Below are 23,723 nucleotides of genomic sequence, written 5' to 3'. Positions count from 1 at the left end.
CGGGCGTAGTAGTAGTGGTAGATACTGCAGGAAGCCCGTTTGTCCTCATATAGTGGATTTCGGAAATTCCGTTTTGGGACAAAATCAATCGGCATGTAGAAACAGAAGACTTCCAATCCCCTGTTCGTGCGTTCCAATATTTCTTCCTTAATGTTCATAGTTCCTCGGATAATATTTGTGCGTCTCCCATGTAACCTTTCAGGATACCGTCCTTGTAGGCATTGAGTCTTTGCAAGGCTTCCACTCTCCGAAAGCCTTTGAAGGGAAGCGCGTCCTGTCTTGATTGCAATATACAACCCTTTGAAGGGATAAACCACATGATTACAGGAGACATAACGGTAGGGGATGTCCTTGCTATTTCTCCATCGTGCCAATGAGGCTTTGGATATGCCGAGAAGCCGCAGAATATCGGAAGAATTCAATTCGATCTTTTCTTCCAAAACTGCATAGTCCCGTTTAAGTTCAAGCATGAAACCTGTAATCCGATCCATACTTTCTTTCAAGGAATGTATATCTTCCAAAAAGGATGCGGGGAGCATGTTACTATCTGTCATCACGTGTCAATCTTTTTTCTCAATAGCCTCCATCAAGTCACGGAACTCGGACAGGTTGTCTTGCTTTTTTACTACGCGGTGGGCAAAAAGTATGATATACTGAATCATTCTTTTGTGCTCCACATAAAAATGAGACCGATAAAAGTAGTTATGATACAATGTGTTACAGACTCAAGTTCGAGTCTCTCGTACGCACCGCAAAGAGCCGTTAAGATTGTCTTAACGGCTCTTTTGTTTATATTCCGCATAACCGATTGTACGGACAAGCATTGCATCTCTTGGTATCAGGCGTTGGACTAAAGTCTGTTTTTGGATCGAATATCTCCCTCAACACGTTCTTCAAACGCTCCTTAAACTCTTCATAGTACTCCTCCACATCATTGATCTTCTCCTTACCCAGCTTCAAAACAGGATCATAATTCTCGCCCATCGAATGCTGTATGAATAGCAATGCCGGACTTACAGGCAGTCTTCTATCGTTCCATTGTTCACTATGCCGCACGATAATTGAGTAAAAAATAGACTGTAGAAAATAATCCGTATGCCTCAAAGAAATATCATCCGTTGAAAATACGTCTTCAATAGTATTGGTTGTTTTCGATGGCGTATTGCCCGTTTTATAGTCTATCACCCGTATGTACCGCCCCGTTTCATCACGCTTCACCTCATCCAATCGGTCGATATACCCGCCAATCTTAAGTACTCTACTTTCTCCTAAGACGGGGAACTCTATGGTTGCATAGACGTCTTGCTCCAATGCTTTAATCGTAAACGGCACCAATCGTCTGTCTATCTCTAACAATTGTCTCAAATATCCAATAATAACTTCCCGATTAATTATCTGAAGTCCATTATATTCTATCGATGCATGCTTTTCTTTCAACTTAAATAATTCTTCGGCGAAAGCTCTGTCTACAATCTCTGCAATCACAGCTTTATTGTTCAACAAGGCATCCAAATCTTCCTTACGTATTTGCAACGAACGGATTAGTTTTAATTTGCCATCTGCTTCTTCTATTTCTTCTTTCGATGCAAAATGTAAATATGCCAGTTCTGCACTGCGATGGAAGATATTACCGAATATACGATTATCGATCTCGCCTCCTTCGTCCTCGTCTGGTTCCTTTATCCCCAACACCATATTATAGTAGAATTGAAGCTGGCAACGCAGGTATCTATTGATCGCCGTGGGCGATATTTTTGTAAACGAATTCAATATCGTTATTATCTCATCTGTCTTTTCTATCGGCGTTCGATGTGGCATTACGACCTTTTGCCCAGCCCTCAACATTACGTATTTGATATTGAATTCGCTCTCTATCATCAGCTGCAACATGAAACGGCTCATCTCTCCGGTCTTTCCATCTTCGGCAGCCGTATTGTATGCAAGCGTTATATCGGAACTTCGTTGCAGCAGACTATAGAAATAGTAAGCATATATCGCCACCTTATTATCTATGGTTGTCAAACCGAATGCCTTACGAATAGAATAAGGAATAAATGAGGCATCATTCACTCCCTTGGGCATGTTTCCTTCGTTGCATGACAATACAAGAATGTGATCGAAGTCGAGATTTCGCGTTTCGAGTACCCCCATAATCTGCAAGCCAATAGCTGGTTCTCCGTGAAAAGGTATACTCGTAGACTGTATCAACTGCGAAATCAGCCGCTGAAAAGTAACGCCATCTACCGTAAGATCACCATTTTCAATGAGCCCCGCCAACCTGTTAAGCAACGTGTACATACGGAATAAGGACTCCTTAAACAGCGGATCGTAATCTTCTTTTGCCCGAATGCCGATACGTCTTAGCAATTCAATCATCCAATTTGCCAACTGTAAGTTGCGATCACCGTCAAGACGACTGATATCTTTGAAAAGAAAAGCTAAGTTATCATCCGTTGCAAGCTCTCGTATCGAAGGATAATAACGTCTATTCTCCTGTAAATTCTTTAGCAAGTCTACACAGTTTTCCGATACAAATACCGCATACGGATGCCTCAACACCGCACTCACATTACGCAAACGAAACTTATCTGTATTCGAAACATGCCCCACGGTCTGCAATTGAATCAATGTATTTATGAAAGAAGAAACCGGCGATAACGTTAATGGATATCCCGTGGTTATGTTCACATTCTTAACAGTATCCGGCAAACAATGGATAACTGTTTGAAGTAAACCTTCATCTGCAAGCACTATAGCAGTCTTTCGTCCTGCCTGCACGCGCTTCTCGTCTTGCAGCCATCGGCTTATATATCGGGCTTGAGCATCTTCTGTCGTTGCTGACAGGTAGGTTATCTCCTGTTTTCGGTTCAAATTATCATAAATAGCTCCATCCGTCACATCGAGTTCATTAGGATAACGAGACAGGTACTGTGATACGAAATGACCGGCCTCATGGGTATTATGTGCCGGTGACTTAGGCATAAAATAGCGGTCGAAATCCCAATAAAACCGGGCTTTCCCCTCCTTCATTAGCCGATCACAGATGGTTAATTCCGCTTTCTGCATCATGTTGAAGCCGACAAATATATAGGTATCATACTCAAAGACGATATCTTTATCTAAAACAACCTTACGATACAAGGCTCCTTCATAGGCCAATCCCTGACGTTCCAAACAAAGATTATAGTCATGATAGATCGTCTCAAAATTGCTCCAAAGTGACAAGAAACGCTGCTTTAACTCCGAATTATGCTCTTCATTAAAATTGTTGAAGAATTTTTGTAAGGCTTTTTTCTGATTATCCGTAAGGTAAGAAACATCATCAAACTCATGAATATTCTTCAGATTAGCGAACACCTGATGAGCATCTGCCATGTTCTTATCCAAATCATCGAAATCGGCCAACAGCAATTGTCCCCATCCATAAAAATGATCCAATGTCTCGTCAATTTTAGTACAAGCTGTGAATGTTTTATGCAAATCGCATATCAACTTGATTTGATCGCCTTCCATTAACTTGGAATGCCGTCTGAATAATTCGCTTATAGTGATGTATGTCGGGGCCCAAATGGGCTTTCCGGCCACACGAACCAAATATTCATTCATGAAAAGCGAGGCACGTTTGTTCGGAAAAACGACAACTATCTTCGATAGGTTTGTGCCGTATTTACGAATGATGTCCTCTGCCACATATTCTAAAAATGCTTTCATCTCACTTCGCTTATTATATTACTATACACATACCATAGATATCCCGACACATTCCGATACCCCATATCGCGAAGCAATGCCATGTATTGTCTTACTTGAGCATGGTGCTCTTCTCGCTGTACAGCAAACTTAAAGTCGATGACTATCATCTCTTTACCATCAGTCAGCACCCTGTCGGGACGGTGTTCCACCACCCTATCATTGCTTCCATCAAGATGTACGATCGAACATTCATTAAATATCGTCCATCGGTCTGAGAACCAATCTTCCACACGCTTATCTTTAAGTCGCTCTCTCAGCATAGTAATCAATTTCTTCTGCGTAAGGTTATGATCGTAAAGCACACCCTCTTTTTCTAATTCGGTCAATGCCGAATTAATGTCCGCCGCCGTCCTGATATTGGAAAGCACGTTATGCAGAATACTTCCAATCTTGACATAATCGGGCAAAGTCTCCTCTTCTTCTTCCACATTCTCTATAAAACTGCGGCTTTTATTGCTCTGCCGGAACTCTACATTCATATCAAAAGATACGATATCGATATTCTCCGTATCTATTGGTTGCTTAAACACATTACGCGAGATATTCGTTTTTTTATTATTCTGCGAATAATCTTCCAATGATCCGTACTCCAAACTTACGATTTCTTCAGCATTTTCGATATCGCCGACTAATACACATTTCTCCAACGTATCGGTCACTATGGGCAGACAAGTCTCTATCAACTCTGTTCTGATACCGCTCTTTCCCCGCTTTCCGAACACCTGCAAAGAACATTTGGCACGCGTAAAAGCAACATAAAGCAGGTTCAGATTGTCGACCACATTCTGCAAATGTTCGTGCAGGTAATCTTGTTCATAAATGGTACTTCGCATCTGCTTCGCAACGAAGTCTATCGGAACGAGCGGTAATTCATCGAAAGGAGCCTCGGTGGGCTTGCACCATATCGTAGATACTTTTTCCAACTGCCAATCACAGAACGGCATGATAACATGCTCAAACTCCAATCCTTTACTCTTATGAATGGTGATTAGCCTAATTCCATCTATCTCGTCTCCTGCGATGGTCTTACTGTGAATAGTCTCATTCCAATACTCTACGAACGAATCTATATCCGAAACATTGTCGCTGATATATGAATTCAACTGATCATAGAACGAACATAAGTACGCATCTTCATGCTGCAACGAACCGAGATTGAATATGATATAGAGTTTTTCTACCAAATCTCTGAGTGGTAGACGCACCAAACTATCGGTATAATTCGAGAAATCTTTGGGCAACAATACCGTCATATCTTCCCTATCCCCAATCAACGTACTCTCCGAATACACAGAACCGGAAGTAACTTTACAATAGGCTTTAGCAAGATTTGCAATTGCTAACCGATCATTAGGATGCATCAACACATGCAAGGCATCGATAATTATGTTTACAGCAAGCGACGCATCCAAGCGAAAAGCCTCATCGGAAACGAGACGTACATCGGGCATCTCGCGCATAAAATAATCGGCTACCTCTTGTATAATGCCATTAGAGCGTATGATAATGGCTATCTTATTCAATGGAACATGATGTTCTATCAATTCTTCCAAGGCCTCTTTCAGGCGTACCATCATTTTATCGTGATAGTCCTTTTGCGGTAAAAGTTCGATATGCACATAACCTTTCGTCGGTTTACCGGCCGGAAGTTTCTGCTCCACATCGGCATAAGCCCTGTTCAACTGTCCGGCTTCTACAGCATTATCTTCTTCCACCTTTCGATACTCCCAATTTGCAGCGGCCTTAAAAAAGGCATTATTAAAATTAACCACATTGGCTTCCGAACGGTAATTCACATCCAATCTCTCAATCATCGTACTTGTATCTGCCGTAGGAAACTCTTTTTCAATATCATTCAGCAGACGCCAGTCACCCGATCTCCATCGATAAATGCTCTGCTTCACATCTCCGACAATCAAATTCTCGGTATCTTCATGACTCATACACTCATCCAACAACACCTTGAAGTTGCGCCACTGTATGGTACTTGTATCCTGAAACTCGTCTATCATTACATGGTGCAGCTGCGTACCGATCTTTTCAAAAATGAAAGGAGAATCGCTTTCATCTATCAAAGACGATAACAATGCCTGCGTATCGCTTAACAAAAAACGGTTGGCATCGGCATTCATCTCTCTTACCTTTGCCTCAATACTGCTCAACAAACGCAACTGATTTAAATGTTTCAATGTAATATCTGCCGATTTATAAAGCGTAAGCTGCTTCGGACGTATGCGTTCAGCATCCAAAAGCAGTGGCAACAGTTCCGACTGAACCAAATTAAGCAATGGCGATCCCTGAATTCTATCTCCTTTTTTTACCCAATTCATCGGCTCTTCAAGAGCGTCTGTTACACGAGTTTTCAACAATTCGTTATCCTCGAATACGCCATTTCGTAACTTTATAAAATACCCGCATACACCCGACTTGCCATAATTAAAATCGGCAATATCGATACCATTGGCAGACAAGATATCGAAAAATGTCTCGGCAATTGTCAACAGATTATCTTTAGCCTTGTCTCTTACCGCACGTAATTTATCCGTATATTCCTTGAAAAAACCTTTCTGTTTAAGTTTTTCGGTCAGTTCACCCTCGTTTTGCCTATAGAAATCCTTGAAAATATTCTCACCGAACCGCTTTAAAAGACCGATTATATTCCAACTCTTATCATCGGATATATTCTCGCGAATATAACTCATGATCCATCCGAGCTCCTTACTTGCCGGCACAAGTTCCTCTATCAACGTATCTACAGCCTGCTGCTCTATCTGACGATCGTTCAGTTCAATGCGTAAATTTGCTGTAAGATCGAGCTCTCGAGCAAGGTTTCGTAAGATGCTCTGAAAGAAAGTATCGATAGTTTCTACCCTAAAATAGCTATAATTATGTACCAGATTAGATAGAGCAACCTTGGCTTGAGAGGCAATATATTCCTCGGTTGCCCCCGTTATTTCAATCACCTTATTCAAATATTCCTCTGAATCCGGAAGATGGTGGGCTATTCCGTACAACTGACTCAATATGCGCATCTTCATCTCTTCCGTAGCCTTATTCGTAAAAGTAACGGCTAAAATATTGCGAAAGCTGTCAGGATTGTCGATAAGCAGTTTTATGTATCGCGTTGCTAAAGTAAAAGTTTTTCCGGTACCTGCACTCGCTTTATACACTGTTATCGGACGGTATCTGTTCTGCACGACACCGCTGCATGTCTGCGTTTCAAGACCTTTATGAAACAAATCCAAGCCAGAATTATTTTCCATATCAGATAATATCGTTGTATCTGCAAATTTAAGAAAAAAAATGAAATAAACAGAACGTAATAACCAAAAGAGAGAAAGCCCTTTATAAAAAATAAATGCCAACAGCAGAACTGTTGGCAAGACATCTTAGTTTTAGTAGTCGGTACGAGAATCGAACTCGTATGCCAAGATTGAGAATCTTGTATCCTAACCGTTAGATGAACCGACCATCACGGAAAACATTATTTGTATCCCTTGCGGAAGCTGGGGGATTCGAACCCCCGGTACGCTAACGCGCACGGCAGTTTAGCAAACTGCTGGTTTCAGCCACTCACCCAAACTTCCTTGTTTGTATTTATTGCTGATAGCATTTTTTCCAAACGTGGTGCAAAGGTAACGGTTTATTTTTATTTATCCAAATCTTTTGACTTGTTTTTTAAATTCATCTATCAATGTCAAACACTTATTTTTAGCGTTGAAAACATTCTAATTCTAACAAGTCTTTATATACAAAAAATATTATTTTAATATTTAACACTTAAACTAAACATAACTTCTCTTCCCCTTAATGGAAACTCAAAATATTGGTAATTAGCACCACTATATAAAGATTCAGTATAGTATTTACGATTTAAAAGATTTGTCGCACTAAATTTTATGGCAAGAAACTTTAAAACATCATATCGTAATCCTGCATTAAGAAAATAGTTAGTAGAATAATGCTTTTGTGTGATTTCAATTATTGTTTGCGAGAAATCCGTATATAAACGTAACCTCTTTATCGGGAAAAAATCTAATCGTATTGCATAATAAGCATTTCTTAAAATACTATGGTCATACGAAAAACGATCTTTACCTTTCCAACTTATATTACCAACACCTGAAACATTGGCATGTAGCCAACTCAATTTATTCCAATTAAGAGATAGATTACTGCTAAATACATTATATCTGATATAATCTTCGACCGTATTCTGTGAAAGAAACGACTTATTATATGAATAACGATTTCCATAATTAAATGTTATACCCAAAGAGCGAAATATCTTTTTTAACGACATGGCTACACTCCACGATGATCGGTCATTATCTCTCCAGACAGGCCGAATAAAGGTTGCATCATCTGTATAAGAATAATTCAGGAAATAATCATTCTTAGCATGCATCCACCCTATATAGATATTCCATGACAGCATATCGAAAGTATTAATATAGGCCAAACGAAGATTTGCTATCGACATTCGTTCTACAGACAAACTGTCTATCATCTTAGAATAAGTACGATAATTATGATTAAGAATACCATTAAAGAACATCTTTTCAGTATCTCCATTCCGGTTATATCCCAAAGATATATCAGCAGTCAGCATATTATTTAATTTATATTCTAAATCTACAGATGGAGAAAATAACACTTTATTGCTATTTTTATGCCTCCAGCCATAGTTATAAGAAAGAAATTCCACCGGCAAAGAAATATCCATATATCCTTTATCAAAACTGATTTCATAAGTTGGCTCTATAGTATTGAGCCAATACTTACTCGCTTGATGCGAGACCTTATCCGTTGCCAAAGTATTATACTTATATTCAAGTATATAGCCGAAAGTAAGACTATTACCAAATACATCAAAGGCCGTACTCACACGATTGCGCATAAAAAAGTTATACATATCTATCGGTTGAAGCCTTCTATCCCACCCCTTAAATAAAGATGTTAGTTTTTCTTTCGCTTTATATGCTCTGATAACGGAAGAAAAAGTATAAAGATGATTGGGAGTATTCAAATCGGCATTAAACGTATTTTGCAGAAAATAAGGGTTACTCCACACCCTTTCACCCACACTGCCAATATTTGATTTTATCTCATTATGCGCATCTTTCAGACCAAGACTACCAAGCACTTCATCATAAAGATACAGTTTTTTCGTGTTTAGTTCATAACGTATTTGTGCTTTTACAATATCATTTCTGTCCTTTATGCCATTTCGTTCGAAGATATTTACGGTATCATTCGATACATAGCGTACGAAAGTACTGTCGTCTTTAAACGTTGTATTGTGATGATACAGCAAATTAGTCCGCAAATTGGCATATTTTGAAAACGCATGAAGATAATTCGCACCTATATAATAAGACTTATTATTCAAATAATAAAGTTGCGATACCGGAGGCGTTTTTACCGTGGGGGAATATAAAAAAGAAGTCGGCAACGGCTCTGCAAGGTATTTATCACTCATTACAGTCATATCTTTCGTCAACGGACTTAAATCTATTCCATTATTATTCATCATAGCCGAAACAAAAAATTGATTTTTGGTTGCTATCCCTATAGATGTCAGTCTGTTATCCCATATCGTTGCCGGAAATCCGATGCCTCCCTCAATCTCTCCAAACGGACGCATCTTATAGTCCTTTTTCAGCTTGATGTTAAGTGTAGCACGATTACTGTTCACCTTATCTTCTAAGGCTCTGATCGGCTGATTATTCTCCATTATTTGTATCTGTGCCACTGCCTCTGCAGGCATATTCTGCGTAGCTTGATTATATCGGTTGCCCATAAGATCGAGCCCCTCAATATTAAACTTATTAATACTCTTGCCTTGATAGATTATTTCTCCGTTACTACCAACTTCGATACCCGGCAGCCGTTTCAGCACATCTTCAAGGTAACGATCTTCTTTCTGGCGGAATGCATCCGCATTATATAGCAAAGTATCCTTATTTCGCTTAATCGGTTCAACCGTAACCGTTACTTCTTTCAGTTTAATGGCAGAGGATATTAGAGTCGCATCATATCCGTACCTATCAGCTTTTATCAATACATTTTGCTTTTTATAACCGATAGCAGAAAACTCCAAACGATGTGCCGCAGGCTGCCAAGCTATAGTATATGTTCCGTCTTGCTTAGTAAATGTATAGGCAAGCAGCGAGTCTTTAGCGTCGAAAAGCTTACATGTTACATTAAAAATAGCTTTGTTATCTGTACTCTTAACCTTTCCCGTAAGCATTTGTGCAAATACGGAAACGGGTAATAGTAGCAGAAAGAACAAATACGAAACAGCTTTCATTACCATTTCAACTCAAGCATATTACTGGGGCGTTTAGGATATGTAGGCTGTTCTTTCCTACCTATCATGGTCCATCCTATAATTTCTTTCGCAAGGTTCAAATAATCTTCAGTCTCATTCCGATATGCCGTAAGCGCCTTTTCCTTGGTTGTCTTGATAATTTCTTTTCCGCCATATAAATACATTTCCCGAAGTTCTTTCGCTTCACCTACACCGTTGTTGATAAATATCCAATTTCGTTTGGTATCGTAGAGATTGATAACCAGCCCGGGCAATCCATAAAACAAATAAGGCCCATAAGGCAGATTTATGCTCTCCGCATACCATGCAATATAATCGCGCCCCGCATAAGAGCAGGTTGCTTTCTTGCAAACAATATTATTGATAACACTGTCTTCCTGCACTAAAGTCCAATTAATCGCCGGCGTAGGTATCGTATATTCATACTTCCGCAGATTTCGGCATTGCACAGTGGTTTGCTTTGTCAGCAAATTCGTTAAAGTTACCCAATAGTATCTCCGTTTAAATGCAGCAGCATCGAAACTCTTATTTGCCTCCGGGTTATGCGCATTCTTTCGGCTTTGGGCACAAAAATCATTGATAGAGTCGGTTAATATACAATAATAATCGGCAAATCGCACATATTTATCCGATATCTGCAAGATGGTTTGCGCCTCAGTATATTTGCTTTTAGTAGAATCTCTTAAAAACAAAAGTTTATAATAAGCAGAAAACCGCGCAGAGTCGCAACGCACCCTTTTAGTTTTTTTGTATGCATACATTCCCCCATCAGGGCTTTGCAGTTGGGGTATCTGTGCTCTTATCTGTACAGAAGATATAAATAACAATAAAAAAATCGACAAGCTCTTCATTCTTCTTAAGAATAAAGGCCGTATAGCCGATACCGCAGCTTTATAATTATAATAGAATTATTTAACAGCAAGAATTCCGCCATTAGGTCGTGATGTCAAAACCGCAGGCTCTTCCAAATTTGCTTCTTCGAACTTTGCAATAGCCTCCTCTTTACTTTCTGCATGGAACATATATTTTGTTCCGTCAGCATACGTCACATAATACTTATAAGCAGATGCCGTTTCCGGAACGAGTGCACCAATAGCCATAAAAGCTACTATTCTTTATTTTCATCGCATATTCTCGTCTATAAACGATAACGGGAGCAAGTCTTTCACGCTATCGATGCAATATACGCCCTCGGTACCATAGAGCAATATGCGTATCGGACTTTTATACCTGTCTTCTATCTCTAGTATAACTTGCCGGCATGCACCGCATGGCGTTACCGGCTGCTTAAGCAGGCCATCGCTGTTCTTTGCGGCAACAGCCAACGTTCGTATAGGCTGGTCGGGGTAATTGGCCTGTGCTGCAAAGATGGCAGTACGCTCTGCACAGAGCCCTGAAGGGAACGCCGCATTCTCTTGGTTGGCACCTATCATAATCTTACCGTTGTTTAACCGCAAGGCCGCCCCCACATAAAACTTGCTATAGTTGGCATACGAGTTATCGGTAGCTCGGATGGCTTCGGTCAGTAGCTCTTGCTCTTCCTTGGGAAGTTCGGTAAAATCGCACAGCTTTATGCCGATTTCTATCTTAATATTTTTCATGCTTTTATTTATTGTTTAACGTATTCGAATGCTCCGATATCCGGCTTATCATCGCGTGCCCTCCCCCTCCTGTCGGTGGGTAAAGACGTGGCGAGAGATGCTTTACCGATGGCCGAAGACACACTGTCTAACCGGAAATCGTAACTAAGTTTATCGGTATCTATCTTTACAAAGTGCTTTCTTCCGTACTTCGTCGTATCTCTTACATTCTCGTAATCTACCCCAACGAATTTCAAACTGTCGGCCGTAGTTGGTTGGGGAGTTCTGATAACACAGTGATCGAACAGATAATCAACCGTCGGATCATCTTTCTTTCGGGTAACCATCAGCTCATCGTCGGCATAACCGGTTATCAATGTATTGGCACAATTCATAGCCAGCAGCGGTTTCAAGGCACTGCAACGAAAGGCAACACCCCGCTTAGAATCGAACGGATAGAACTGCGCCATGGTACATCCGTTCACAATAGCATCGCCACCATCTATAAACACGCAGTCTTGCAGTGTATTCGTGAACTGCGAATTGCGCAATACAACCTTGCTTTCGGTACTCATCAACCCGTATCCCTGACAATTGTGAATGGTACAGGCATCGAGTGTAAGGGTGGTACGAGTCACATCCGACGAGTCTGCCAGCACACCATTGAACGTGCTGTGTATATCGGTATAAGCAAGAACATTATCATACGAGGAACCACGAAACCTTATTCCTTGCCATTGTCCGCTTACTCTATCATACGGCAGGTAGGAAAACAAACGGTCGAGCCTGTCGCCTCTTAAAACAACATTCTCCGAGGGTGTACCTTCTGTAACCAGCTTACCATACACGTCGATGCCCGCATCATGATGGAAATACAGCACGGTTCCCGCCCCTATCTTCAACGTTGCAGCACTGTCTACCGTAATACCGCCATAAACAATAATCGGTTTCGTACTCGAAATAACGGTATCGTTCTTTACTTTCAGCAATCTTATCACATCGGCATCCCACGAATATGCATTCAGATTAACCTTCTGTATCCGCCCGCTTTCGAGCGTTATAATAAGATTATCTTCTATTTTCTGCGGAGCTTCTTTACGGGTGTACGCCGACGTGAGTTCAACAAAAACGCGCACGCTGTCTTTGTTTCTTACCTCAATACCGCCTGTCTGATAGCCTGCCTCCTTACCTAAATACACGCCATCTATATTAACACGGAAGCCTGACTGGTTGCCCCGTTCCAAACGAATGTTGCTGCATCTGATGCCATCTCCCGAATAATTGTATATCCAAAAAGACTTTGCCGCCGTTGGAACGTTCGAAAACGTGGTGTCCAACTTCAGTGTATCGGTAGAAAACGATAGCTGATGGTCCGGCGACGTAGTAAAAGAATCGTCGTCGGTGCATGCAAACAGCATCATTGCCAATGCTATCGAGGCCAATATTTTATAATATAATTTCATCAATAGTAATAACGTTCATTCTTCCAATTTATTTTCAAAAGCCTATTATTCTATGTGAAAAAATATCGATATCCGGCATTTTTTTGCCCTATCTTAAACGCTAATCGAACTTACAGTCTACCGCATGTTCGGATAAATGCGCCGCCTATATTCTACAAACATATCCTCTAAAGCTATCAGGAACACTATATAAGCATGATAGGAACATGGTATATCTCCGGCGGAAAGACAAAGTATGCCTTTTGCCCCTTTATCGCGCCGATGTACGCAGAAGTTTATATCCAATCAATCCGCCGAGAATAGAGGCGGCAAAGATACCCACCTTGGCCTGTACCATATGCGTTGCATCGGCAAAGGCGAGGGTGGTGACGAACATAGACATGGTAAATCCGATCGATGCAAGAAAGCCGAGTCCCAGCAATCTGCGCCGTGTCATAGAGCGCGACAGTTCGCCTAAGCGCAATCGGGTGAGCAACCACACAGAGAAGATGATGCCTATCGGCTTGCCGAGCAACAAACCCAACATAACCCCCATGGCCACATGATTGGAAAAAACATCGGAAAGATGCATATCGACAAACGACACACCGGCATTAGACAGTGCAAACACCGGCATAATAACGAACGACACCAACGGATGCAAACTGTGTTCAAGGCGCTGCAACGGTGGTATGGCGTTCGCAGTCTCGTCTTTTACTTTAGATATGATCTTCACCTGTTCCTCTTCCAGCGTAATCACATCGTTGGCAGCCGCTTTCTCAAACCTGTTCATCTGCTTTTTTATGCGAGCGATAAAGGCCGCTTCGGGGATCGAAGAATCGGCAGGTATCATAAACGCAGTAAGCACGGCAGAGATTGTGGCATGTACTCCGGACAACAAGAATGCCATCCATACACCGCCGATACCTACGATGCCGTAGAACCATACATTTTTTACACCGAATTTATTTGCCAAGAACATGACGAAAAGAAAGGCCATCCCGATGCCGATATTGGAAAGAGAAATTTCGGAAGTATAGAAGAATGCTATGATTAAAACGGATCCTAAGTCGTCTACAATGGCCAAAGTGGTGAGGAAAACCTTAGCCGAAAGCGGCACACGATCGCCTAACATATAAAGTATGGCGAGGGCGAAGGCGATATCTGTGGCCATCGGGATGCCCCAACCATGTGCAACTATGGGATTGTTAAAGTTAAACAACAGATAAATGAATGCCGGAACAATCATACCGAACACGGCAGCACCTACGGGAAGAGTTACCTTACGGATGCGACGGAGCTCTCCTCCGATAAATTCACGCTTCAGCTCTAACCCTACTACAAAGAAAAATAGAGACATCAGACCATCGTTAATCCAATGTTCCAAACTAAAGTTAAGCAGTGGCCTACCATTGAATAAGAAGCCGAAATGCTGCTCGAAGAACGAAAAATATTGCTCTCTGATAGGAGAATTAGCCAAAACAAGGGCTATAATAACGGAAAATAGGAGGACTATACCACCGGATTTCTCCTGACGCATAAAGTGTTGGGTGGGAATTATTACCCGATGGTTGATTTTTTGTTGATACTTTTCTATCATGATGTAATTGTATTTACGGAAACTGCTTTGCCCATAAATACAAGATGGGAAAAGCCTTTTGCGGTTTTATTTCGAGCTATCCTGAGTTAATTATCGGTTTCCTGTTCTAAAATGCAGACCGTTCCATTTATCATATTTTGGCTACAAAGTTACGAAAAAAAATGAAAATACCAAATCTACATGCTTGTGTAACAGGAGCATAACAGATAGAATATTCAGGTATAAAGAAATGCGTGTCCGGAATATTTACCGAACACGCATCTTAAATCTATACCGTGTTTATCCCTCCGAAAGAGTAAACCGTTATTATTTTCCTACAACCTTAACTGTTTGACCGTTGGCTTTCTTCACAATGTAAACACCATCTTTCTGCATTGCATCGACTTTTACACCCTGCAGATTGTATATTGAATTGACCTGATCGCCGGATGTTCCGTTAACGGTACCGATACCGCTCGGCGTATCTTTAGTGAAGTGGAGCGTGTAGACGGTTTGCGATTTCAAATCGTTCGACAGCGATGTAAGCGTAACATCCCAACCTTCCGCAGTTGTTGCTATGGTTTTCTTGATTAAGGCACCATTTGTTGTGGCCACAATTTTATCAGCCGTCGGCTCTTTATCTGTCTTGAGTTGGTAAGAAAGCGTATTCGGATCGAAATTAGCCACCGGTGTACCATCGACAGAGATACCGCGCAACTGTGAATTATAGACAAGTTCGATATCGTCTACATACAACTTATCGCCCTTGCTGCCCTGCCCGGGATCGGCATTAGTAGAAAGAGTAACGAGGATGGCCTTGCCCTCGACCGACTTATTAACGTAATCGAAAGGCACCACAATGCGCTGCCATGCGCCGCCCTTGCTCTCTATCTTGTTATTCTTCGCTTTGGCCAACACATTACTGTATGCTTTATCCTCGGGATCTTGGTAATAAGTACCGTCGGTAATGGCCGCGCTCATCGTTGCATAGGGGTGCGCTGCCACGGCTTCGCCCTGTGTGAACTTCACCCATACGGCAAGCGAATCGGGCCGTCCGTTCATCAGTGTGTAGAAAGGATCGCCGTTGCTATCCTTTTCTGTAGAACTCATATCGAGCTCCGCATGGTTCTTTTTATCTGACGCAATCGTCGATCCAGCTATCATACAGCCTGTGGTCATGGTCCCATTTGCAACTATAAACAAGAATGAAGCCGATTGAAGTAATACGCTTTTATTCCCATTTGAGCCCGGCCGCATTATTCCTTCAGCGATGAATGTGTAAGGGCCTAAACTCTTCGCTGTACCGGCATACACTCCTTTAGCACTTGCAAAAGAATGCCATGCATTGGGTTCATCTACGGTTCCTTCCTTATGGAAGTTTTCAAAACCCGCATTGGGTAGCTGATAACCACGCCCAAATACGACTTCAATGACCTGCCCTAACGTCGCTTTCATATCGATATGAATAACGGTATAGAGCTTTCCACCCTGTATCTTCGCCTTCAACTCGATAGGAATGTCTTGCAAATTGGGACCGAGCCATGAGCCTATAGATGGATCGTCACCCTCGGTGATCTTCACTATCTGCGATGTTTCCAGCAGCGTAGCGCCATCAACGGTCTCACCTGCAATATCGGGTAATACGATATTACCAACACCAATCTTCTGACCTCCCTGAGACATTACGAAATTCTTCAGACTCAACGTGTACTTATCTCCTCCTGTCGGTTCTACGGAGATTGTAGCTTCTTGCTCACTTGACACTCCATTTACAGAAACTGTCAGCAAGTCTTTATAATCTGTTGCCATGCCTATAATAGAAACGATCAACAGAACAATACTCATAAAAAACTTTTTCATCTTCTACCTATTTTAATTTGTGTGTTATACCCACTGTAGCAAAAATGGGATAAAGCGTTTGCTCTATGGTTTTGAAATTGCTATGATGAATACCGGTAAGCCCCCAGTTCAATTCCGCATAAACACCGAAGTGCTTGTATATGCGCCAATCTGCACCGACACCGATCCCGTACTGCATTCTGCGCATATGTTCCGAAAAATCGTAGTTACCCCGCGTTCCTTCATCACTTCCGAGTTCTATTTTCGCTCCCGTAGGGTTCCCCAAACGCAGGTAACCGTCGTGAGCATAGCCCGTAAATCCGCGTGAAACCACATACGAGACATAGGGGCCTACGCGTAAAGTAACTCTCTCATTTACAGAGAATACAGCCTGTATGGGTATAGTAAACATCCATTCTTTTACTTTGGTGGTTTCGTCGCCTGTGAACATACCACTGATAGATTCTCCTCCACGTACCATATCCATGTGGTAATTCTTCACCCTTGCATCTTCTTCCATATCTTTGGTTTCGAGCCGAAGGCCCACAAAAATACCCAGTCTCTCGGTCAAAGGCTTCTTGGCATCTGCCCCTAACACAATATTCGGTTGTAGTGTGTAGCTATTCAGCTTTCTGATACTTGCAGGAAGTCCAACGGGTGCGGTCCCTCCAATGTTATAACCAACGCGGGCATTCACCGTTACATCATCGATCCATGATTGCGCTGACGCCACATGGCATAAGCCAAACACCATGAGTAATACCACAAAAAGCCTTATATTTATCTTGCAATCCATTTTCTTTTCTATTTCTCGCATATTACCTGAATATCGTCTATCAGCAGCTTACTGCCTATCGCACCCTCGAAATGGTCGCCATTTTTGCTCGAAGAGAACACGATGGCTAGACTGTATCCTTTGTTCTCGAGAAGTTGTTTGTCGATCTGCGCCGAATATTCGAAGTTTACATCGAAGAGTGTCCATGTTTCCACCGTCTTTATGTCATGCAGTTCGGCAATGGCAACGATAAGGGGACTTGTCTTGATATTACTTCCGTCAAGCGTAACCGCAGCTCCCGTATCATCATGGTTCCTATAAAACACGGCATAAATGGCAGCGCTATCAACCTTGGTTGCGACAGGATTGCCGTTTACATCTTGAAACTTAGGCCCCGGCACATACTGATAATATCCCTTGAACGAAAGTGGATGTTGGTCGAAAGGTACACCGAAATGTGTTGACTTCAACGGATTTCTCAACGCTTCTCTTAGATCGAAAGAGCCAAGGAAGAAATTTCCTGCCGCCAATCTCTTATTCGCCAATACACCGAATGGGCCGGTATCGCGGGTTATCAATTGGAGGCCTGCGCCCGTTCTCCCTTTTTCAAGCGGAACAGATGGATATTCATCGGGCTTTGCAGAGCCCATACTCAAAGCAAATCCGGCATTGCCATTCGCCCAAGAATCGCCGTTCGAAAGGGCATTATGCCAAATATAATATTTCTTTCCTTGGGGTTCGAGTTCGTAGTTTTCGAAACCGAAATCTATCGAACTCACAAAAGGTACGAACGAAACTTTATATGTACGATGCCACATGCCGTCTTCCGAAGTAACCGTATAGTCTACAGATGACAACGAAAAATCGTGTATACTACCACTCTGCGGAACAATCGTTGCCCCGTTCGTGATTCTGAACATCGGGGCGAGAGCAGTCAGATCGGCACCGTGCCGCACACTGAAAACAATTGTGCTGTCTGTAGATGGCACATTCTTCAACGTATCTGTAGCATTGAAGAATACGCTTTCAGGCCGGTCAACATGCACAAAAACCTGTTCTATATCGCATTCGGCATTCGGAGCTTCCTCTTTAAAACATGATGAAAGCAACAAGCAAGAACTGATAAAAAGGTATGTTGAAATCTTTGTCATCCGATTGAATCAATTTTATTTACGCGGCAAAGTTAGGTATTTTTTCTGAAACCCACCAAATAATATAAATAAAAATCGCCTTATATCGGCAACTGACTTATCAAACTCAAAGAGCATTTCGCATCATAGAGAAGTGACTTACCGAGACCAAAAATCATTCCGAGATGCTGGAAAGTAACTTATCAAAACAAAAATCCCTTCATCTCTAATAAGAAACGAAGGAATTTTTATACCGATAAAAGTCTGCTCTACTATCCTATAACGGCAATGTCTATCCAATCGTAAACCAGAGAACAGACGCCGAAAAGTACAATGCCCGCAGTACACAGAGCAAGAGCAACCTTCGTGTTTACGTGCGATTTGAAAGTGGGCAGCGGCGTATCGGTCTGCTTGATGTACATGGCTTTCACAATCAACAGATAGTAATACAACGAAACAACGGTGTTCAACAAGGCTATGAATACGACTGTATAGGCAAGAGCACCAATCGTGGTATCGACAGATGCGCCCTTAACGGCGGCCATGAACACGAAGAACTTACTGAACATGCCGGCAAAAGGCGGAATTCCACCCAGCGAAAACAATGCAAGCGTCATCAAAAAAGCCAGCTTGGGATTGGTGTGGTAGAGCCCGTCGTAGCTATCCATATCTGTCGTGCCGCCGTTATGTTCTTCTACCGCACTGATAATTGTGAATACGGCCATATTGGCAACAACGTAAACCAGCACGTAATAGGTCAGTGCCGAAACGCCCATAGCCGAGTTACCAATCACGGCAAGCATGATGTAACCGGCCTGTGATATGGAACTGAACGCCATGAAGCGTTTGAGATCGCTTTGACGGATAGCAAACAGATTGGCTATCGTAACGCTCAAAACAATGACGATATAGAGCAAATATTGCCAGTACTCCACCATCGGGGCGAACACTTTCATGAGAATTACGCAAAGGGTAAATGCCGCAGCGCCTTTGGAAACGACACTCAGATAACCTGTAACCGTGGTGGGCGCACCTTGATAAGAGTCGGCAGTCCAAAAGTGGAACGGTACAAGAGATATTTTGAAGCCAAGACCACTGAAGAAAAATACCATGCCCATGATGCTGAGTGGCGACACCGTAAGGCGGGTGCCCATGTCATCAAAATACAGTGTACCTACGGCACCGTAAAGAAACGAAATTCCATAAAGCATGACACCGCTTGAGAAGGTGGCGGTAAGAATGAACTTGGCACCGGCTTCGGCAGAATGATGACGGTATTTGTCGAATGCTACCAAGCATGCCATAGGCACGCTGGCCATTTCGAGTCCGAGGAAAAACAATATAAAGTGGTTGGCACTGATCATCATGTTCATGCCCAACAGAGTTGAAACTATCAGCATATAGAACTCTCCCTCTTTGAAAGAAGTGTCGGGGCGCGACAACCATTCTTTGGCCTGTACTACTACGATCAGTGTACCCAATGCAAGAATGGTCTTGATAACTCCGATAGAAGCATCGGTATGATACATTCCGCCGAAAACCGTCATCGGTACTGTAGGGCGGACATTCAGCAGGATGTGGACTGCTAACAGAATGCAGACCAGTGTATTGAACCACGGACGAGAATGAGAAACTTTCCCCACTCCTTCGGCAAATGCCGGTCTCCTCACCGTACAGAAATCTACAATGAAAGTTATCATCAAGATGGCCATCAAAGTGACTTCCGGCATCATATTTAGAAATTGACTATAATTCATCTTCTTATGATTTTAGTTTACAAGATATTCTGAAGGATCGGCCCCACTGCATCAGAAATAACATTACTTGCCCACAGCGGGAACAAACCCAAGCCTGCGACACAGGCAATCAGGCAGATAACGGCAACGCGCTCATCCCATGTGGCATCGGTAAGCGTCTCGTAATGTGGATCAGCCACTTTCTGATAAAGAATCTTTCCGACAACACGCAAGATATAGACCGCCGTGATAACGATGGACGTGCACGCAATAATCGTAGCCGTACGGTGGAAAGTATCGTTATTAGCAAACGATCCTACGAATATGGTCATCTCTGCGATGAACCCTGAAAGGCCCGGAAGTCCAAGATTAGCCAGACCGGCAATAACATATCCCACACTTAAAAACGGCATGATCTTCATCAGACCACCGAGCTTACGTACATCGCGGGTGTGGGTACGCCCATAGATCATTCCGATAAGGGCAAAGAAAAGAGCTGTCATCAAACCGTGAGAAAGCATCTGGAGCACAGCCCCAGTGCATGAAGTCTGTGTCATCATCAACAAGGCGAACAATACGAGTCCACAATGAGATACGGACGAGTAAGCATTGATATACTTTAAATCTGTTTGTACACAAGCTGAGAATGCACCATAGACAACAGAGATAGTTGTAAGAATAAGGAATATCCATGACAGTTGCTGTGCTGCTTCAGGAAGGAGATACATAGCGATGCGAAAACATCCGTACCCCCCCAATTTCATCAACACACCAGCATGAAGCATCGATACGGCTGTAGGTGCCGAGGCATGACCGTCGGGCGACCATGTGTGGAATGGGAATAGAGCTCCGAGCACGCCGAAACCAATAAAGATAAACGGGAAAAATATCTTCTGGATATGAACGGGAATATTATGCATAGCCGCAATAGCCTGTACATCCATTGTGGTTGCTCCGCTGAAGAAGTAGATGCCAAGAATACCGAGAATAAGAAGCGCAGAACCTCCCATCAACATCAGAGTTAGCTTCATGGCCGCATATTCTTTAGGGCCACTTCCCCACACACCTATTAACAGATACATAGGAATGAGGGCAACTTCATAAAACATGAACATGGTAAACATGTCCGTAGATATAAAAAATCCGAATACCCCTATACTTAATAAGGTAAACCAAAGGAAATACCCTTTCTTCATGGGCTGCAACTGCCAAGAGGCAAAAGTTCCGGTAAAGACGATAATTGCCGAAAGCAACAGCATGACGACAGAAATACCGTCTACACCAACACTGTAAGCAATGTTAAGCGGTTTGAACCACGGAATACTGTATGTAAACAACATTGCATCATGGTTGCCAGCATTACGCAATTGAATGAATGTAATAGTAAGCCACACAGCCAAAGCAAGCAAGCAAGCAGAACCGGCAACCATTACACCACGTACTTGGTTATCGTTGCGGGCTATCCAAAGACCGAGCAACATCAGTACGGGTATTACTACGAATAAAGTTAATATACTCATTTTTATTTCAATTCATTATTCTTAATCCATAAATCCATGTTGATGCATCACCCGAGAATAGCTAAAAGAATTAATGTCAAGGTGACGGAACCGGTAAGAAACCATATTACGTATTGACGCACATCTCCACTCTGCCACGGTCGAATGGTTTCGCCGGCTTCGTTTGCTCCCCATGCAACAAAGTTGAATGTGCCGTCAACAACATGGCGATCGAACCATGCAATAGGCCTACTTACACATCGGAAAATGATTTTATGCGTTACGAACTGCCAAATTTCATCCATATAAAAACGCTTATAGGCTGCACGATAAAGCGTGGGAAACATCTTGGCAAGCTTGTCCGCAACGGGAGTTGCCTGTCCTGCATACATGAAGAATGCTGTTCCGATGCCGATAAGAGCAAGCAGAATAGAAGTTCCGGCAACAGTCCAGTTGATATGAGTATCGAAACTCAATCCATTCGCCGAAATAAAGTGTCCGAAAGGAATGAAACCGCAAGTAAGGGTAATAAGAGAAAGAAATATCAAAGGGAAAGTCATCGTAAGAGGTGCTTCATGAGGTTTCTTAGCTCCGTTATCCTTATTTGTCTCATAATAACTTTTTCCCAAGAAAATGACACAGAAGAGGCGTGTCATATAGAATGCTGTCATCAAAGCAATACCGCTCATAATCATTCCCATAGGTTGAGAATAATTGTAGCATGCCACAAGAATTTCGTCTTTCGAGAAGAAACCAGAAAATGGCGGTATACCCGAGATTGCCAAGCATGAAATGGCAAAAGTAATGCAAGTAATAGGCATATACTTCCATAGTCCTCCCATGTAAGCTTTCTCATTAGAATGTACGGCATGAATAATACAACCGGCCCCAAGGAATAAACATGCTTTAAACATAGCATGAGTAAACAAATGGAACATCCCAGCCATATAGCCCAAGCCATTCACATCTGCATATTCTTCTGTCATTGCAACCCCTCTGGATACAGCGTCTGGTAGACATACTCCTAAAGCTACAAGCATAAAACCAATTTGAGAAATGGTTGAAAATGCAAGTACACGCTTGATATCGCTCTGGACACATGCAACGGAAGCAGCATAAAAAGCGGTAAATGCTGCGATATATGCAATCCAATGTAATTGTTGCGGTGCAAATTCTACAAATAAAGGGAATAGACTTGCCACGAGATACACACCGGCTACCACCATCGTTGCTGCATGGATTAAAGCACTGACAGGCGTAGGACCTTCCATCGCATCGGGCAGCCAAATATGCAGTGGGAACATTGCACTTTTACCAGCACCACCAATGAACATAAGGAACAGAGCTAAAGGCAACACCCAAGCTGCACCGGCAACTCGCTGTGCAAGATCGGGCATTGCGGTAAGATCATAATTGAATGTTCCTACATAGAAACTATAAAACAAAATACCGATTAAGAAAAACAAATCGGCGAAACGTGTTACAATGAAAGCTTTCTTAGATGCTGCAACGGCAGTATGCATCGGATAATAAAAGCCAATAAGTAGATAAGAACTAACTCCAACAAGTTCCCAAAAGAGATACATCTGGAATATATTCGTAGCAACCACCAAGCCGAGCATGGACATCGTAAAGAGCGAAAGAAACGCATAATATCGCTGAAAGCCCTTCTCCCCATGCATATATCCGAAAGAATAGATATGTACCATGAAACTGACGGTACTTATCACAATAAGCATCATCACCGAAATGGGCGTAAGTCTGAATCCGATATTAAAAGTCAATAATTCGGAAAACCTTAACCATGTGAAATCGAACACGGTAACGGTGGGATACATTGACGTAGCAGCATCACGCCCAACTACAAAGAAGTACTCATAAGCCGTATAGCATGCCAATGTAAAGACGATACCAAGCACACTTGTTCCGATTAGACCGGCAACCTTATGGCTCTTCTTCATACCCGCAAGTCCCAACACAAGAAAAGACAGTGCCGGCAAAAGGAGTATCAAAAATACAAAACTGTAATTCATATTATTAAAATGTTGAGATCAAA

At 42.3% G+C, this 23,723-nt stretch carries 14 protein-coding genes, 2 tRNA genes and 2 pseudogenes; all 18 read right to left on the bottom strand.

The features are described 5' to 3' along the window. Positions 1-17: 17 nt before the first annotated feature. Positions 18-158: pseudogene (locus HMPREF0663_RS11985) on the bottom strand (toprim domain protein); the annotation flags it as partial. After that, a pseudogene (locus HMPREF0663_RS11980) lies at positions 155-554 on the bottom strand (hypothetical protein). The pseudogenes HMPREF0663_RS11985 and HMPREF0663_RS11980, both read right to left, overlap by 4 nt. 235 nt (positions 555-789) lie before the next feature. Beyond that, entirely contained in the window at positions 790-3,711 is a 2,922-nt protein-coding gene (locus HMPREF0663_RS09350; RefSeq protein ID WP_004370236.1) for a PD-(D/E)XK nuclease family protein, read from the bottom strand. Further along, positions 3,708-7,016, bottom strand: coding sequence for a UvrD-helicase domain-containing protein (locus HMPREF0663_RS09345; RefSeq protein ID WP_004370235.1), 3,309 nt, complete (start codon positions 7,014-7,016; stop codon positions 3,708-3,710). The genes HMPREF0663_RS09350 and HMPREF0663_RS09345 overlap by 4 nt, the downstream gene beginning before the upstream one ends. A 136-nt stretch (positions 7,017-7,152) precedes the next feature. Then, a tRNA-Glu gene (locus HMPREF0663_RS09340) sits at positions 7,153-7,224 on the bottom strand. A 29-nt stretch (positions 7,225-7,253) separates the two neighbouring features. Beyond that, a tRNA-Ser gene (locus HMPREF0663_RS09335) sits at positions 7,254-7,340 on the bottom strand. A gap of 179 nt (positions 7,341-7,519) precedes the next feature. Next, entirely contained in the window at positions 7,520-9,856 is a 2,337-nt protein-coding gene (locus HMPREF0663_RS09330; RefSeq protein ID WP_234955583.1) for a TonB-dependent receptor, read from the bottom strand. Between the two features lie 209 nt (positions 9,857-10,065). Next, the gene (locus HMPREF0663_RS09325) at positions 10,066-10,938 is read right to left on the bottom strand and encodes a GLPGLI family protein (RefSeq protein WP_004370231.1); all 873 of its coding nucleotides are present in this window, start codon (positions 10,936-10,938) and stop codon (positions 10,066-10,068) included. 57 nt (positions 10,939-10,995) lie between these two features. Further along, a complete protein-coding gene (locus HMPREF0663_RS09320; protein WP_004370229.1) occupies positions 10,996-11,187 on the bottom strand; it encodes a hypothetical protein in 192 nt (63 codons plus the stop codon). A gap of 21 nt (positions 11,188-11,208) precedes the next feature. Continuing rightward, complete coding sequence (gene cdd, locus HMPREF0663_RS09315) at positions 11,209-11,688, bottom strand: cytidine deaminase (RefSeq protein WP_004370228.1); 480 nt, start codon at positions 11,686-11,688, stop codon at positions 11,209-11,211. 8 nt (positions 11,689-11,696) lie between these two features. Further along, complete coding sequence (locus HMPREF0663_RS09310) at positions 11,697-13,130, bottom strand: right-handed parallel beta-helix repeat-containing protein (protein ID WP_004370227.1); 1,434 nt, start codon at positions 13,128-13,130, stop codon at positions 11,697-11,699. A 250-nt stretch (positions 13,131-13,380) separates the two neighbouring features. Next, positions 13,381-14,709, bottom strand: coding sequence for a Na+/H+ antiporter NhaA (gene nhaA / locus HMPREF0663_RS09305; protein WP_004370225.1), 1,329 nt, complete (start codon positions 14,707-14,709; stop codon positions 13,381-13,383). A gap of 306 nt (positions 14,710-15,015) precedes the next feature. Continuing rightward, positions 15,016-16,548, bottom strand: coding sequence for a calycin-like domain-containing protein (locus HMPREF0663_RS09300; protein ID WP_004370224.1), 1,533 nt, complete (start codon positions 16,546-16,548; stop codon positions 15,016-15,018). 7 nt (positions 16,549-16,555) lie between these two features. Continuing rightward, positions 16,556-17,323: a porin family protein gene (locus HMPREF0663_RS09295; RefSeq protein ID WP_016665170.1), complete on the bottom strand. Its 768-nt coding sequence runs from the start codon at positions 17,321-17,323 to the stop codon at positions 16,556-16,558. 8 nt (positions 17,324-17,331) lie between these two features. Then, entirely contained in the window at positions 17,332-18,453 is a 1,122-nt protein-coding gene (locus HMPREF0663_RS09290; protein ID WP_004370222.1) for a PCMD domain-containing protein, read from the bottom strand. A 251-nt stretch (positions 18,454-18,704) separates the two neighbouring features. Continuing rightward, positions 18,705-20,189: an NADH-quinone oxidoreductase subunit N gene (locus tag HMPREF0663_RS09285; protein WP_004370221.1), complete on the bottom strand. Its 1,485-nt coding sequence runs from the start codon at positions 20,187-20,189 to the stop codon at positions 18,705-18,707. A 17-nt stretch (positions 20,190-20,206) separates the two neighbouring features. Beyond that, positions 20,207-21,688, bottom strand: a complete 1,482-nt coding sequence (locus tag HMPREF0663_RS09280; RefSeq protein WP_004370220.1) for a complex I subunit 4 family protein — start codon at positions 21,686-21,688, stop codon at positions 20,207-20,209. A gap of 47 nt (positions 21,689-21,735) precedes the next feature. Then, entirely contained in the window at positions 21,736-23,700 is a 1,965-nt protein-coding gene (locus tag HMPREF0663_RS09275) for an NADH-quinone oxidoreductase subunit 5 family protein (RefSeq protein ID WP_004370219.1), read from the bottom strand. Positions 23,701-23,723 lie beyond the last annotated feature (23 nt).

The sequence above is a fragment of the Hoylesella oralis ATCC 33269 genome (assembly GCF_000185145.2).
GTDB classification, from domain to species: Bacteria; Bacteroidota; Bacteroidia; order Bacteroidales; family Bacteroidaceae; genus Prevotella; species Prevotella phocaeensis.
Note: the sequence above shows the minus strand (reverse complement) of the source record. Positions and strands in the feature narration are given on the sequence as shown.